We start from the raw sequence: 14587 nt of genomic DNA on the forward strand, positions 1-14587 counted from the left end.
AAAACATTAATTATTTAAAACAAACAAAGCACGATTTTAGTCGTGCTTTGTTTGTTCAAATTCCATTATAGTTTAAGACATGGAAAACGCCTTTTTAAAATGATTAAAGGCTTCTGAAATTTCGTTTTGAAAATGCTCCATTTTGGTTTCTTCCTTCTTTGCATATTTACCTTTAAACCTATCTATAAATGAATTGAACTCTTTTTTACCTTGCTCAAACGCCGTTTTGGCTTCTGGCTTTTTACTATTAAATTTTTGTTCTAAAATCTCCAGCTGAATTTTAAATTGCTCAATTTCAATAAGGGTTAAAGCATACATCCTATTTAAAGTCTCATTGGTTTTAATTTTCGTTTCAATCTCGTGTATAATGCTAAGCAATTGCTTTTTTTGTTTTTTAAAAGCATCTTTGGTTTCGGCTTTCCCTAATGCCAATTGCACCCGAAGTTCATCGAATTTAGTATGTAATTCTTCTATTTTACCTTTTACATCCTGAATTCTGAATTCGTTATCGTGAATAAACTGATTAAATTTCTTTTTAACCGCTTCATATTTATCTTGAGCTTCTGCTTTTCCTAAAGCAGCCTGTACCTGACATTCCTCAAGTTCTGTAGCCGATTTTCTAAGCGCTTCAATAACCTTATCGACAAAATGAATATCCTTGTTTTTCATGATCTTGTAATTTATTATCCTAATTAAATATCGAAACAAAAGAAGAGGCATACAATGAGGAATATCAGTTTTGATAAAGCCAACACAAAAGATTTAATTTTAAACCATGTACTATTTATTTTACACTTAATTTTAGTAACTTAATCAAATTAACTACATGATTTTAATCATTTTATAATTGTTAATGCTATTATAACTTTAAGTATATAAAAACGGGTTATGCAAAAGCCAAATAAAATAAAAGCGTTTTTCCTTGAAATTGGTGAACTCACTTATTTCACCAAAAGGTTTTTTAAAGAACTGTTTAACAAACCGTTTGAGTTTAATGAGTTACTAAAACAATGCTATAATATCGGAAATCGCTCGTTATTATTAGTTGGTGTTACCGGTTTTATTATTGGATTGGTAATCACCTTACAAACCCGACCTACCCTCGAAGAATTTGGAGCTGAATCCTGGATGCCTTCTATGGTTAGTATTTCCATTATTCGAGAAATCGGTCCGGTTATTATAGCTTTAACCTTTGCAGGACGCATAGCTTCTGGCATTGGTGCCGAATTAGGCTCCATGCGAGTAACCGAGCAGATTGATGCCATGGAAGTTTCAGGCACGAATCCCTTTAAATTTCTGGTGGTCACCCGAGTACTCGCCTCAACCCTCATGTTACCCATTTTAGTTATTTTAGGCGATACCATTGCGCTCTACGGCTCTTATATTATTGAAAATTTAAAAGGCGATGTCTCCTTCCTGCTATATTTCAATAAAGTCTTCGATGCCTTAGCTTTTGGAGATTTGATTCCTGCAACGATTAAAACCTTTTTTTTCGGTTTTGCCATTGGACTGGTTGGATGCTTTAAAGGCTATTATTGTGAAAAAGGCACGGTTGGTGTTGGTTTGGCTGCCAATTCTGCCGTTGTATTTTCATCTATGCTACTCTTCATCATTGACTTTGTAGCCGTGTTTATTACCGATATCTTTTTTGAAATTTAAATTATGAATGAACCTCTAAATATATCAGACACAACAATTAACCTAAGTACCAGAACGCCTATTCTGGAAATAAAGAATTTAAAAAAATCCTTCGGAAATAAAGCGGTTCTGAACGGGTTCAATCTAAAACTATTTGAAGGCGAAAATCTGGTGATTATGGGTAAATCAGGCGCAGGAAAGTCGGTTATGGTAAAATGTCTTGTAGGGTTAATGTTACCAGATTCTGGCAGTATTACCGTAATGGGTCAGGATATTAATGCACTTAATCGCATGGATTTAGACAAACTACGAACAGAAATAGGGTTTCTGTTTCAAGGAAGTGCGCTTTACGACTCTATGACGGTACGCGAAAATTTAGAGTTTCCGCTACGACGCCACAAACACAAATTTGGAAACATTACTGATACCGAACCCTTGGTTTTAGAAGCTTTGAAAAGTGTGGGATTAGAGAACACCATAGATTTAATGCCTTCGGAACTATCAGGAGGCATGCAGCGGCGTGTCGCTTTAGCAAGGGCATTAATATTAAAACCAAAAATTATTTTATACGATGAACCTACGAGTGGACTCGACCCGATTACCTCGAAAGAGATTATTGAACTTATGCGTCGGGTACAACAGCAATATAAAACATCATCACTTATCATAACACATGATGTGGATTGCGCTCGAGTGGTATCAGAACGGATGATACTTCTGGTAGACGGTGTTAATTATGCCGAAGGTACTTTTGAGGCTTTAAAAGCCTCTACAGATAAAAATGTAAAAGCATTCTTTAAATAAATTTTAAAGCCATGAGAAAGACCAATAATGAAAAACTAAGGCTGGGCATCTTCGTTATCCTCGGTTTACTACTGTTTGTTATCGCAGTGTATTTAATTGGTAACCGACAAAATATGTTTGTAAAAACCTTTACCATTAGTGCGAATTTCACCAATGTAAACGGATTGATGCAAGGCAATAACGTGCGATATTCCGGCATTAATATAGGTACTGTAAAAACCATTTTCATGATAAACGATTCCACGATTAACGTCAATATGGCGATTGATGAAAAAATGGTACAACACATTAAAAAAGATGCCATAGCCACCATAGGCACCGATGGTTTAGTGGGAAATATGATTGTAAATATCATTCCCGGTAAAGGTGATGCTGATATGATTTCTTCGGGAGATGTGATAGAAACCTATACTAAAATCGGCACCAGTGAAATGCTGAACACCTTGAATGTCACTAATGAAAATGCTGCATTATTAACAGTTAAATTACTAAATATAGCCAATGATATTTCAAGCAGTAAAGGCACTTTAGGTATGTTAATTAACGACACACTTGTAGCCTCAAACCTTAAGCAGACCGTTAATGAGTTGCGCATTATGAGTTTGGAAGCCAATAACAGTATGAAAGCGCTCAGTTCCATTATAAATTCGGTAAATTTTGATGAAAGTGTCGCTGGTAAATTGCTTGGTGATTCTGTTGAAGCTCAGAAAGTAAGTGCCGTACTCACCAATTTAGAAACCTCTACCGAAGATATTAAAGCCGTTATTAACAACCTAAACGAGACCATTACCGACTACAAAACCAGTAATGGTGCAATTAATTATCTTTTTAATGATGAAGAATTTGTGAAAAATCTGGAGCAGTCTATAAAAAACATTAATGAAGGCACCGATAATTTTAACCAGAATATGGAAGCTCTGAAACATAATTTTCTAACAAGAGGCTATTTTAGAAAATTAGAACGCCAACAGAAGAAAGCCGAGCAACAAAGCAACTAGAAGCATGACCTTAAAATAAAATCATGCTTCTGGTTGCTTTCATTAAACTTAGGCGTATTCTGGATAGAATTTAACTTTCAAATTATTAATAACCTTAGTTACACCTGGTGCAAAAAACGTTGCTCTACGCGCCTCTTCTTTTTCTGTAATAGAATGCACGGTTCCACTTAGGGTTACCACACCTCCATCAACCTCTATCTTAATATTTTTCGCTTCGAGGTCAGCTGATCTTTCAAATGCCTTGGTTATTCTGTCTTTAACTTCTACCGGCTCAACACGTTGTTTAATAACGATGTTATTTACAACACCTTTAACACCATGCAGATTTTCAACAGCAATTTTAGCCGCATTTTTTTGAAAAGACCATTCCACTTCCCCAGTTAAATATACCCAGGCATTTTCAACCTTTATCTGAATTTTATCTTCTGGAAGCGAAGCGTTCCATTTTAAAACGTTAACCACTGCTGTCGCTATGTCGGTGTCCGATTTTCCCTGACCCATTTTAAAATCAACTTCAATATCTTCTGCAACTGCCTTAACACCAAACACACTTTTAGCAGCACGCTCTGCAGCAATTTTTTTAGCATAAGTATCAACCACGCCATTAAGCGTTACCACGCCATTTTTAACGATAACCCCTATTTGAGTTTCGTCTATGTTAGATTGCCAGGCTAATTCGTCCAGCACATCTTGTTTTATTTGAGAATCTGTTTTCATAATTATAATATTTTAAGTTTTTAAATGAACAAACGTATTTTAAAACCACGGTTGTTTTTACATAAAATCACCATGATCATCTATTTTTACTCTAATGTGTTTATCTCCGTTTTCTAAAGTGATTTTGTATAATTTTTTAATGTTATCGGGCTCGTAATAATTTACCAGATATACGTTTTTAGACAACTTCCATTGTGGAAATCTTTCAGCTACAGCTTGTTTTACATCTTCAGGTAAATCAATATTTTTGAATCTTTCGGCAGTTCTTAACAGGGTACTTTCATGATCGTAAGTGGCTAATATTTTTCCTTTCGGAATAATAAAAAACACTTCGTAATACTCGTTATCTTCAGAATAAATGTCTAAATCTTTAACATTAAAATCGCTGACTTTTAATTCTAATTTCTCAACATCTATAGCTAAATCTCTTGAGCCCGTAGCATCCAAATATTTGTAGTTATGCACGATAACAACTTCTGGTAATTGAATGGGGACTTGGGCGTAAATTGAGGTGGTTAATCCCAGTATAAACAAACCAATAATAATATTTTTCATGACTTTAATCTTTATGGATTAATACAATTAAATCTATTCATATAAACCTAAATGTAAAATGACGCTCATCAGTTTTAAATGATTTTTTAAAACTGATTTTAAAGATGTTATACCATAAGAATTAAAGGATTTATTAGGCTATAAAGTTGAGTGAAGTTCGATATAGGTGATTTCAGGACGCATACCTAATCTGCCCGGAAAACCAATCCATCCCAACCCCCTGTTCACATAAAGGTATTGGTCTCCACTACTGTACAATCCTGCCCAATGTTTATATTTGTATTTTATGGGACTCCAGGTCTTGTTTTTGTATTTTAATCCCAATTGCATACCATGTGTATGTCCAGATAAAGTTAAGGCGATATTGGTTTTAGTGATGACCTCCTGCTCCCAATGGCTGGGGTCGTGGGACAATAATATCTTAAAAGGAATATGACTTGACGCTTTTAAGGCTTCCTCTAAATTTCCATATTGCTTAAACGGAGGTGCTCCCCAGTTTTCCACACCTACAATGGCAAGCTGTTCATAATCTTTATGAATGATATCAGATGTATTGCATAACAATTTAAAACCAACATCTTTATAAAATTGCTTGATTTTATTAACGTTATCCTGCTTTTCAGCTTTTGAATTCCATTTTGAATAATCACCATAATCGTGATTTCCTAAAACGGCATACTTCCCTTGTTTAGCCAGTAATTTATTAAATATGGTATCCCAACCTACAAGTTCCCAGGCGTAATTATTCACCAAATCGCCAGTAAAAAAAATATAATCGGGATGTAAATTATTAATGAGTACAACCGCCTTATCTAACACCTTGTAGCGTTTGTTAAATCCACCAAGATGCAAATCGGAAATCTGCACAATGGTGAGTCCTGCAAAAGCCTCGGGCAACTGCTTGAAGTATAGCTTGTGTTTATACACTTTAAAATGATACACAGCCTTAAAAATGGCATAAACGATAGCTAAAAATGGCAATATTCCGGATAACAATCCTACTATAGGTACCATAATTAAAGACTCTTGTTCTGTTAAAATCACCTTTCCGAAATACAGAACGGATATCATGATGACGAATACTATTTTAGGAATAAATGATAATACCGTAAGGCCATAAAGTCTAGACACCAAAAGCTGTTTTCGTCTTGGGTTGATATCATCTAAAGTGACTTTAAGTATAATAATTGAAGTTACTAAACCAATAGTAAAACACCAGAACAATATAAAAATACTGTTTTTTAAAAATGAAGAGGTAATTAATGTTGTGATATTCTGAAGCCAGTAGAACGACAATACATCTACCAATAAAATAGCCAGACACAACAACAATATGGTGAATAACGAATAGCTACGCATAGCTTTTAGGTTTAAATCATTCGGTTTTCAGCCTGCGTTTATCTCTTAACGCCCAGTATATGCCTTTGACGTCCGAGGCCCAGTTATCATACATAAAAATGAGTGCTATTTCTTCAATCGTTTCTAAAACACCGATAATAATCATAACATAAAACAAAATGCTTTCCGGATAAAAAAACAAGGAAAACAAAATGAATATGCTTTGAAGTATGGCAGAAAGCTTAGCCAAATAAGTATGAAACGCCGTTGCTTTACCATATTTGAAATACGCGATAAGCATTTGAGCGATATACGGAATAAAAGCCAGAAGGATAATAACTAAGTTGGTTTTGATAAAACGTGTTTCAAAATAAAACAAGCCAATCAGTCCAACAATTAAGGTCATTTGATCTCCAAATGAATCTAGCTGTGAGCCTCTGGGACTGGTAATTTGAAGTTTTCGAGCCAAATAGCCATCCAGCGCATCGGTTAAATAACTTATCAATAATAACCAGGTAAAAATCTGGCGCACATCCAATGCGATCAACACCAATAAAAACGGAGCTGCTGCAATTCGGTAAAACGACAGCCAATCAGCAATATTGAAGTTTTTAAAAGTGAGCATGGGTTCTTTTTTTTATAAGGGTTCTATCTTCTATAAATCTTCATATAAACGCAATCTGTTATTCAAATTGGTAATTTCCTTTTTTAGGGTATTGACTTGTTCTAATAAATTATAAATAGCATCGATTCCTTCCATGTTTATTTCTAAATCATAATGCAACCGCGCTATTTTTTCAACCTTTTGTAATTCTGTTCTATGAATAAAAAATTCATTCTTCAGAACTGTTAATTCTATCAGTTCAAATTCCTTTAGGGTATTTATAAACGTTTCCGGAATTTTATAATGTTTGCAAACCACGTGTACCTCTATTAAATCGGTTGTTTCCATTAGGCTCTTAAGTTTTGTAACTGGTTTAATAATGCTTTTTCTTTTTCTGATAATTTGGTTGGTAATTTAATCTGATACGTAATAATCAAATCACCAAACTGTCCTTCTTTTCTGTATTTAGGAAACCCTTTACCTTTCAGTTTCACTTTTGTTCCACTTTGTGTCTCGGGTTTAATATTCAGCTTCACTTTACCGTTAAAGGTATCTACCATAAGCTCTCCCCCCAATAAGGCTTTATACAAATCGAGGTCTACTGTAACATATAAATCATCTTTATCTCTTTTGAATTTAGAATGATTTTCAATAACAAACTGAATATATAAATCGCCATTGGGGCCACCATTGATACCTTGACCACCGTGACCTTTAATTTTTATAATTTGTCCGTTTTCTACACCTGCCGGAATAGTAATTCTAATATTTTTATTGTTTACCGTTAAGGTGCGCTTATGCGTGGTGTAAACGTCATTTAAATTGAGTTGTAATGTGGCATTAAAATCCTGCCCCCTAAATTTTACTTGCCTACCATGACTTCCTGCTGATGCTCCCCCAAACATATTTTCAAAAAACTCTGAAAAATCTTCTTCCGAATAGCGTTCGCTATCACCCTGGTATTGTCTATGGTATTGCTCCTGCTGTTTTGCTTTTTCGTATTCCTCTGCATGTTGCCAATGCTCGCCATACTGATCGTATTTTTTCCGATTATCAGCATCGCTCAGCACTTCATTAGCCTCATTAATCTCCTTAAATTTAGCCTCTGCAACTTTATCATTGGGATTTAAATCCGGATGGTATTTTCTTGCCAACTTGCGATAGGCTTTTTTTATATCACTTTCTGAAGCCGTTTTGGGAATACCCAGTATTTTATAATAATCTATAAAAGCCATGTTATTTTTATATCTTTAGGTAGAAAGTTAACACCTTTATAAGTTAATAAAAATGATATAAATCATTTAGAACTTTAAACAACTATTTCACCATCCGCCATCTGTATAATACGATGCGTTTTATTGGCAAAATCTTCATCATGCGTCACGATTAAAAGCGACAAACCCTGCTCGTCAGTCAATTGCTTAAATATATTAAACACGTTTTCAGCATTATAACTATCTAAATTACCCGTAGGCTCGTCTCCCATAATAATGGAAGGATTATTAATTAAAGCTCTGGCAATAGCTACACGCTGCTTTTCACCTCCTGATATTCTTGAAGCTCGTTTTTGAGCAAGATGCTCTATGTTTAACTTTTTTAACTTCTCGTAAGCATCATATTCTATTTCCTGTAATGATTTTTCTCCCAGTTTTTTCGCGGGAAGCATAACATTTTCAAAAACCGTGAATTCCGATAATAAATAATGAAACTGAAATACAAATCCGATATGCTTGTTACGCAGAACAGACAAGTGTTCACTGCTTTGATTGGTAATTAATTGATTATTAAGAAATAATTCACCTTCATAATCGGTATCCATTGTAGATAGAATATAAAGCAATGTCGACTTTCCACAACCCGACTTCCCCATAATTGAAGCGAACTCACCTTTTTTAATTTGAAAATTGATATCCTTCAAAACATGGAATAATACCGGTTTTTTGAAGTACTTATTGATATGTCTGGCTTCTAATACTATACTCATGCTATTGTCCTCTTATAATTTTAACCGGATCTATTTTTCTTGCTTTTTTTGATGGCAAGTAGCCCGCGAGAAATGTGGATATCATGGCAAAAGAAAAACCTATTACAAAAAACACAGGGTCTAAGTTTATGGGATACGTTTCTACCGTTGGCAGAGCTTCTGTTTTAAAAGGAATAGTATCAATAATACTTACCAGTCCCAAACCTATTAAAAGTCCTAAAATACCTCCTACAAATCCAATAATCATGGCCTGACTCATAAAGATGAGCTGTACATCTTTCCCTGAGAACCCTGTAGCTTTTAAAATAGCAATATCATTCATTTTCTCATAAATCAACATGTTAAGAATGTTGTAAACCCCAAAACCTGCTACAATAAGTAATGTTATTGATACGGCATATGTAATGAGGTTTCTTATTTTCGTTCCTGTTTCAAATTGAGCATTGGCGGTTTTAATATCAACAGCTGTAAGTTTAAATTGCTGTTCTATTTTTTTTGATAATGGAATTGCCTGCTCGATATCATACATTTTTACATTAATATCAGTAATATAGTTATTGGTTCTGCCTAAAATACGCTGGACGGTTTTTATTTTTGTAAAGCTTTGAACAGCATCTAAATCGGCTATTCCACTTTGGTAAAACCCTACTATTTTTAACGGAAAAACACCACCGTTAATGGGGCTAACCTGAACACGATCCCCAATCTTTAAAGCCATTTTTTCAGCTATGCCAATTCCTAATAAAATACCATTATCAGTATTTTGTAAAGCTTCTGCCGAGCCTTCAACAATATAATCTCCTAGATTAAACAGCCCGGCTTCATCTAAAGGATTAATACCTGTAAGATTACCACCTAATTCTATAGAACCGGCTATATAAAAAATTTGAGTTTTAACCTGCGGTAATACCCCTCGAACTTCTTTTTTATTTCGTAAGTAAGTTATAATTGGTAAGGCATTATGAATATTCTTCTGACTTAATTTAGGCTTAACAGAATGTACAATGCTAAAACTTTGCTTAACATTGCCGTACATTGTCAGAGGTTGCTTTTCTGATGGTTTTATTTCATTATAAATATGAACATGCGGTGTCTGATTCAAAATTAAATTATCTAACATCGCATTCAAGCCGGTCATAAAACATACCAAAGTAATATAAGCTCCAATACCAAAAGTAACCCCTAGGGCGGCCGTGGCTGTTTGCTTAATTTTGGTGAGCAAATGAGTTTTTGAAATGTTTAGTATGACGGCCCAGTTTACCATTATTCAGGTTTATAAATCAAGGTTTCTTTAGTAATTCCTGAGATTATTTGTACAAATTCCATGTTTTTAAGTCCCGTAACAACAGGTACAAAACCATCATCGGTCTTTACATAATTATCAGCTGTTAAAAAATCTTTAGGTATTACCAAGACACTATCCTTTTTAGCTATGATAATATTAGCCTCCCCTGACAGCCCTGGATATAAGATCTCCGGGGCCTCTTCAAAAACGGCTTCCAAGGTAAAGGTTTGATTGCGTTCGTCTTTTTTAGGATATATTTTTGATACATGCCCCTTAAAAACATGTTCTTGGTAAGCATCTAAATATATTAAAGCCTCCTGTCCTACTTCAAGACTAACAATGTCAACTTCGTCAACCAGCATTTCAATAATAAAATTAGTCGCACTACCAATTGCAGCCAGCGGCTCTAAAGATGTTACAATTTCTCCCGGCTCTTTGTATAAAGCATATACTTTGCCTTTAATTTTACTTTTAACAGTAAAATCTTTATTGATTATTAAGGCGTTTTGATAATTGTTTTCTGATTGTTTTAAAGCTGCTTCCAATTCGTTTTTGGTTCTGTCGTAATTGTTTCGAAGCGTTATTAAATTATTATACGAAAGCTCATAATTTAACTTTTTAGTATCATACTCTGATTTAGAACCAATATGCTGTTCCCAAAGTTTTTTTTGTCTAAAATAATTGACAGAATCGTTTTCATACTTCAGATGAGCAGCATTAATCTGAGTTTTTAAACCATTTAAGACAGCTGCTTTTCCTGAAAAATTTTCCTTTGCCAGTATTAAGTTGAATTTAGCGGTTTCAGCATTTAATTTTGGAGTACTATTTATAATTTGAATAATTTGCTGATTTTTAGAAACATTATCACCTTCTTCAATAAAATTTTCATCCAGAATGCCTGAAACTACGCTATAAACAAGATATAAACTATCTGGCTGAACAGTAACGGAACAATACACAGATTCTGTTAAAGGCATTATTATAGGCTGTATTTTATCCTGTTTTCTGGAACATGATAATACCATAAGAATTGAAAAATAAACTAAAGGCGATTTCATCATCATTAAGTTTACTATGATTGTGTTTATAAGCCACCGGCAATTTTTAGTTATAGTGTATAAATAAGATTATTTCTTCAGCTCCAAATCAAGTTTGGCCATCATAATCAATTCCGACTTATTAATTCCGGAAAATGCAGCGGCGATAGCATTGGCTGTTTTAAGAATAAGTTTTTTAAGCTTTGGCGTAAACAAATGAGGTTGTGAATTTTTGTAGGCTACAAAATCGTTAAAACACCTATCGTTATCGGTATATTTCTGACTTTTGAGCCAATCGAAAACAATTTCAATCTCATAGGCGGCATCAGAACCATAATCATCTTCAAGATTATCTAAATTCAACCAATGCTTTTTCACAAGAACTTTCAACTTATCGAATTCTGCCTTATTAACGGAATCATCGGCAGAAGCCATAGCATAAAACAGTTTACCAAGATTTTGGTAAAGCTTATGTGTCATTTTCATTTGAGTTTTCATCATTTCCCGATTTATACTATTAAAATTACATTATTCTTAGAATGTTTATAATGATATTAATCAGTCGTTTTGAAATAAAAAGGTCATTTTTTTTGTATTTTTAATAGACCTTAACAAAAGCATATTTTTATGTTTCACCAAGACCAAGAAATATTTAACATTCTGTTAGAAACCGTGTCGCTGGGTGTTGTTATTGTAGATAGTGATCAGGTCTTGAAAGAGGTGAATGCGGCATCTGAAACGATGTTTGGGTATTCAAAACAAGAACTTCTTGGTCAATCGCTAAACGTGCTTATTCCGTCAACTTATCATCCTAATCATTCAAAATATTTCGATCAGTTCATAAAAGAAGGTAAACGCCGTAAAATGTCTGAATCTGCAGATATTTTTGGGCTAAAGAAAAACGGTTCTATATTCCCTGTCGAGATCGAACTGAATCCATTTACGAGTGGTAACAAAAGCTATGTTATTGCTTTAATTAGTGATATTTCTGAAAAAAAAGAAGTTGAAAAAAACCTGATGTTGCGTACACAGGCTTTAGATTCGGCTAAAAGCGGTATCGTTATTACCGATGCCTTAAAACCTGACAATCCCATCATCTATTTCAACTCAACCTTTCAAACTCTTACCGGATATTCCGACGATGAAATCCTGAACCATAACATTAAATTTTTACAAAGAAAAGATCAAAATCAAAAACCTCTACAAAAACTTAAAGAAGCCATGCTAATGGGTGAAAGTTGTCAGGCTACTTTAAGAAGTTACAGAAAAGACGGCAGTATGTTCTGGAATGATATGTATGTGTTCCCGATAACAAATTCCAGAGGTTATGTTACCAATTTTGTTGCCATACAGAATGATGTTACCTTAAAAAAAATTGCCGAAGAAGAACGTTTGCATCTAGCTTCCATTTTTGATGAATCACTGAATGAAATTTATGTTTTTGAATCGAAAACACTCAAATTCATCAACGCCAACTACGGGGCTCAAAAAAATATAGGCTACACACTGGAGGAATTAAAAACCATGACTCCTCTGAATATTACTTCTCCTGAAACCGAAGCAAAGTTTAAAAACACCATTCAGCAATTGCTTAAAACCCATATCGAAAAAATTGAGTTTGAAAGTGTTCACCAGCGAAAAGATGGTTCCAAATATCCTGTTGAAGTCCACCTGCAATCGTCTGTATTAAACGATAAAAATGTTTTTGTAGCTATTATTTTAGATATCACCGAACGAAAGAACTACACTACCGAACTAGAACATAAAGTAGAAGAACGCACACAACAGCTAAAACAGGCTCTAAGCAAAGAAAAAGAACTCAATGAACTTAAAACCAGTTTTTTATCCCTAGTGTCTCATGAATTCAAAACCCCTTTAAGTGCCATTTTAACCTCCTGTGAATTGCTAGGTAAGTATCAATTGGAAGAACATCAGGACAAACGTAACAAACACATTAAAACCATAAAGGATAAAGTACACTTTTTAAATAATATTCTTAACGACTTTTTATCGGTTGAAAAATTAGAAACAGGAAAAGTAAATTACCGATTCACTGATTTTAAACTCAGCAAGGTGGTAAATGAAGCTGTTTACGATGCCAACATGCACTTAAAAGAAGGTCAGCAGATAAAATATCCTGAAAATATAGACGATTTATCGCTTTATCAGGACGAAAAAATCATTCAGTTAATCCTCTCTAATCTGCTCTACAATGCTATAAAATATTCCCCTAAAGGCACCTCAATTGATTTATATGTCCATCAGGATGGCAGCAATACACACATAAAAGTAAAAGATAACGGTATTGGCATTCCTGAAAAAGACCAGAAACACATTTTTGAACGCTATTTCAGAGCCGAAAATGTACTTAACACACAAGGTACCGGTATTGGATTAAATATTGTTAAAAACCACATTGAAAATTTAGGCGGATCCATTTGTTTTGAAACTCAAGAACATGTAGGATCGACATTCAGTATAACTTTTCCAAACGCAGCAGAACTATGAAAACCGTTTTATTAATAGAAGATGATAACGTTTTAAGAGAAAACACCGCTGAACTTTTAGAATTATCAAACTACAAGGTCATAACAGCTGCTAATGGAAAAACTGGTGTTGAACTTGCTAAAAAACACCATCCAAATGTTATTATTTGTGATATTATGATGCCTGTACTTGACGGCTTTGGTGCCTTAGAGGCTTTATCCAAGCACAAAACAACAAAACACATTCCGTTTATCTTTTTATCTGCAAAAACCGAACATCAGGATATTAGAAAAGGCATGAACCTTGGTGCTGATGATTATTTAACCAAACCATTTACAGAAGACGATATTGTTTGCGCCATTGAAAGCCGACTGGCTAAAGTTTCAATTTTAGAAGAGACACCCCATTTTAACCAACATATTGAACCCGTTCATGCACATGAGAATGAAATAAAATCGCTTAACGATTTGAAAAACTTCTTTGACGACAATGGTAAGATATTCAACTTCCATGAAGAGGATATTATTTATCACGAAGGGGATCATTCCAACTTCATATATCTCATTAATTACGGTACTGTAAAATGCTATAGAATAGACGAAAAAGGCAAGGAACTGGTTACAGCAATCCATAAAGAAGATGATTTATTTGGCTACAACTCATTCACCAATAACGCCCCGCATAAAGAAACTGCTGCAGCTATATCTAACACTCAACTATCTGGAATTTCAATCCTTGATTTCAATGAATTACTGGATAAAAATCATAAAATAGCCTTGGCTCTTATTGAACTTCTATCCAACGATTTGTCATCAGCGAAAAGCTTACTACTTCAAATGGCCTATGGTACCGTGAATAAAAAAACGGCAGCAACCATTTTAAAATTCGCTGAAAAAATCAATCGGAAGCCTGAAGATCCTATAAAAATTTCCCGAAACGATTTAGCCAGCGTTGCCGGTATTGCTACAGAAACATTAATACGAGCACTGACTGAATTTAAAAAACTTGGCATCATAACTGCCGAAGGACGAAACATTAAAGTGCTCGATATTCAAAAGTTAAAAAATATTTCATAACCAACACCTCCACTTTTTTTTAGATGATGAATATCATTTTAGCTATCATGACTTCATTGTAAAT

16 protein-coding genes are annotated in these 14587 nt (G+C 34.2%); 5 read left to right on the forward strand and 11 right to left on the reverse strand.

Annotated features, from left to right (window positions below; genetic code table 11):
• Window positions 1-72: 72 nt before the first annotated feature.
• Complete coding sequence (locus ICJ84_RS09070) at window positions 73-669, reverse strand: hypothetical protein (RefSeq protein ID WP_188216078.1); 597 nt, start codon at window positions 667-669, stop codon at window positions 73-75.
• A gap of 219 nt (window positions 670-888) precedes the next feature.
• On the opposite strand from ICJ84_RS09070, the gene ICJ84_RS09075 reads away from it, so the two are divergent.
• The 3 genes from ICJ84_RS09075 to ICJ84_RS09085 are packed head-to-tail and all read left to right on the forward strand — an operon-like array spanning window position 889 to window position 3440.
• Entirely contained in the window at window positions 889-1659 is a 771-nt protein-coding gene (locus tag ICJ84_RS09075) for an MlaE family ABC transporter permease (protein ID WP_188216079.1), read from the forward strand.
• A gap of 3 nt (window positions 1660-1662) precedes the next feature.
• A complete protein-coding gene (locus ICJ84_RS09080; protein WP_188216080.1) occupies window positions 1663-2442 on the forward strand; it encodes an ABC transporter ATP-binding protein in 780 nt (259 codons plus the stop codon).
• A gap of 11 nt (window positions 2443-2453) precedes the next feature.
• The gene (locus ICJ84_RS09085; RefSeq protein WP_188216081.1) at window positions 2454-3440 is read left to right on the forward strand and encodes an MlaD family protein; all 987 of its coding nucleotides are present in this window, start codon (window positions 2454-2456) and stop codon (window positions 3438-3440) included.
• A gap of 48 nt (window positions 3441-3488) precedes the next feature.
• Here ICJ84_RS09085 and ICJ84_RS09090 read toward each other — a convergent pair whose 3' ends face one another.
• The 10 genes from ICJ84_RS09090 to ICJ84_RS09135 all read right to left on the reverse strand — a co-directional run bounded on the left by ICJ84_RS09090 (window position 3489) and on the right by ICJ84_RS09135 (window position 11440).
• Complete coding sequence (locus tag ICJ84_RS09090) at window positions 3489-4157, reverse strand: BON domain-containing protein (RefSeq protein WP_188216082.1); 669 nt, start codon at window positions 4155-4157, stop codon at window positions 3489-3491.
• A gap of 57 nt (window positions 4158-4214) precedes the next feature.
• Entirely contained in the window at window positions 4215-4712 is a 498-nt protein-coding gene (locus ICJ84_RS09095) for a nicotinate-nucleotide adenylyltransferase (RefSeq protein ID WP_188216083.1), read from the reverse strand.
• Window positions 4713-4850: 138 nt separating this feature from the next.
• Window positions 4851-6071, reverse strand: a complete 1221-nt coding sequence (locus ICJ84_RS09100) for a metallophosphoesterase (protein ID WP_188216084.1) — start codon at window positions 6069-6071, stop codon at window positions 4851-4853.
• 16 nt (window positions 6072-6087) lie between these two features.
• Entirely contained in the window at window positions 6088-6675 is a 588-nt protein-coding gene (locus ICJ84_RS09105; protein WP_188216085.1) for a CDP-alcohol phosphatidyltransferase family protein, read from the reverse strand.
• 30 nt (window positions 6676-6705) lie between these two features.
• Complete coding sequence (locus tag ICJ84_RS09110; protein WP_188216086.1) at window positions 6706-7002, reverse strand: chaperone modulator CbpM; 297 nt, start codon at window positions 7000-7002, stop codon at window positions 6706-6708.
• Window positions 7002-7889 (reverse strand): DnaJ C-terminal domain-containing protein, encoded by an 888-nt coding sequence (locus ICJ84_RS09115; RefSeq protein WP_188216087.1) that lies wholly within the window; start codon window positions 7887-7889, stop codon window positions 7002-7004. Before ICJ84_RS09115 ends, ICJ84_RS09110 begins: the two co-directional genes overlap by 1 nt.
• A gap of 74 nt (window positions 7890-7963) precedes the next feature.
• On the reverse strand, window positions 7964-8638 hold the full coding sequence (locus ICJ84_RS09120) for an ABC transporter ATP-binding protein (protein WP_188216088.1): 675 nt from the start codon (window positions 8636-8638) through the stop codon (window positions 7964-7966).
• A gap of 1 nt (window position 8639) precedes the next feature.
• The gene (locus ICJ84_RS09125; RefSeq protein WP_188216089.1) at window positions 8640-9902 is read right to left on the reverse strand and encodes an ABC transporter permease; all 1263 of its coding nucleotides are present in this window, start codon (window positions 9900-9902) and stop codon (window positions 8640-8642) included.
• Window positions 9902-10900 (reverse strand): efflux RND transporter periplasmic adaptor subunit, encoded by a 999-nt coding sequence (locus ICJ84_RS09130; RefSeq protein WP_241748730.1) that lies wholly within the window; start codon window positions 10898-10900, stop codon window positions 9902-9904. The genes ICJ84_RS09125 and ICJ84_RS09130 overlap by 1 nt, the downstream gene beginning before the upstream one ends.
• Window positions 10901-11050: 150 nt before the next feature.
• Window positions 11051-11440: a hypothetical protein gene (locus ICJ84_RS09135; RefSeq protein ID WP_241748731.1), complete on the reverse strand. Its 390-nt coding sequence runs from the start codon at window positions 11438-11440 to the stop codon at window positions 11051-11053.
• A 147-nt stretch (window positions 11441-11587) separates the two neighbouring features.
• Here ICJ84_RS09135 and ICJ84_RS09140 point away from each other — a divergent pair, with 147 nt between their 5' ends.
• On the forward strand, window positions 11588-13468 hold the full coding sequence (locus tag ICJ84_RS09140) for a sensor histidine kinase (RefSeq protein WP_188216091.1): 1881 nt from the start codon (window positions 11588-11590) through the stop codon (window positions 13466-13468).
• The gene (locus ICJ84_RS09145) at window positions 13465-14523 is read left to right on the forward strand and encodes a response regulator (RefSeq protein WP_188216092.1); all 1059 of its coding nucleotides are present in this window, start codon (window positions 13465-13467) and stop codon (window positions 14521-14523) included. The genes ICJ84_RS09140 and ICJ84_RS09145 overlap by 4 nt, the downstream gene beginning before the upstream one ends.
• Window positions 14524-14587 lie beyond the last annotated feature (64 nt).

This window comes from Aestuariibaculum suncheonense (assembly GCF_014596935.1).
Lineage (GTDB): Bacteria > Bacteroidota > Bacteroidia > Flavobacteriales > Flavobacteriaceae > Aestuariibaculum > Aestuariibaculum suncheonense.

Excerpts from the sequence above, each read along its gene's own strand:
- ICJ84_RS09070 (WP_188216078.1), bottom strand. The coding sequence starts at position 669 with ATGAAAAACAAGGATATTCATTTTGTCGATAAGGTTATTGAAGCGCTT.
- ICJ84_RS09075 (WP_188216079.1), top strand. The coding sequence starts at position 889 with ATGCAAAAGCCAAATAAAATAAAAGCGTTTTTCCTTGAAATTGGTGAA.
- ICJ84_RS09080 (WP_188216080.1), top strand. The coding sequence starts at position 1,663 with ATGAATGAACCTCTAAATATATCAGACACAACAATTAACCTAAGTACC.
- ICJ84_RS09085 (WP_188216081.1), top strand. The coding sequence starts at position 2,454 with ATGAGAAAGACCAATAATGAAAAACTAAGGCTGGGCATCTTCGTTATC.
- ICJ84_RS09090 (WP_188216082.1), bottom strand. The coding sequence starts at position 4,157 with ATGAAAACAGATTCTCAAATAAAACAAGATGTGCTGGACGAATTAGCC.
- ICJ84_RS09095 (WP_188216083.1), bottom strand. The coding sequence starts at position 4,712 with ATGAAAAATATTATTATTGGTTTGTTTATACTGGGATTAACCACCTCA.
- ICJ84_RS09100 (WP_188216084.1), bottom strand. The coding sequence starts at position 6,071 with ATGCGTAGCTATTCGTTATTCACCATATTGTTGTTGTGTCTGGCTATT.
- ICJ84_RS09105 (WP_188216085.1), bottom strand. The coding sequence starts at position 6,675 with ATGCTCACTTTTAAAAACTTCAATATTGCTGATTGGCTGTCGTTTTAC.
- ICJ84_RS09110 (WP_188216086.1), bottom strand. The coding sequence starts at position 7,002 with ATGGAAACAACCGATTTAATAGAGGTACACGTGGTTTGCAAACATTAT.
- ICJ84_RS09115 (WP_188216087.1), bottom strand. The coding sequence starts at position 7,889 with ATGGCTTTTATAGATTATTATAAAATACTGGGTATTCCCAAAACGGCT.
- ICJ84_RS09120 (WP_188216088.1), bottom strand. The coding sequence starts at position 8,638 with ATGAGTATAGTATTAGAAGCCAGACATATCAATAAGTACTTCAAAAAA.
- ICJ84_RS09125 (WP_188216089.1), bottom strand. The coding sequence starts at position 9,902 with ATGGTAAACTGGGCCGTCATACTAAACATTTCAAAAACTCATTTGCTC.
- ICJ84_RS09130 (WP_241748730.1), bottom strand. The coding sequence starts at position 10,900 with ATGCCTTTAACAGAATCTGTGTATTGTTCCGTTACTGTTCAGCCAGAT.
- ICJ84_RS09135 (WP_241748731.1), bottom strand. The coding sequence starts at position 11,440 with ATGACACATAAGCTTTACCAAAATCTTGGTAAACTGTTTTATGCTATG.
- ICJ84_RS09140 (WP_188216091.1), top strand. The coding sequence starts at position 11,588 with ATGTTTCACCAAGACCAAGAAATATTTAACATTCTGTTAGAAACCGTG.
- ICJ84_RS09145 (WP_188216092.1), top strand. The coding sequence starts at position 13,465 with ATGAAAACCGTTTTATTAATAGAAGATGATAACGTTTTAAGAGAAAAC.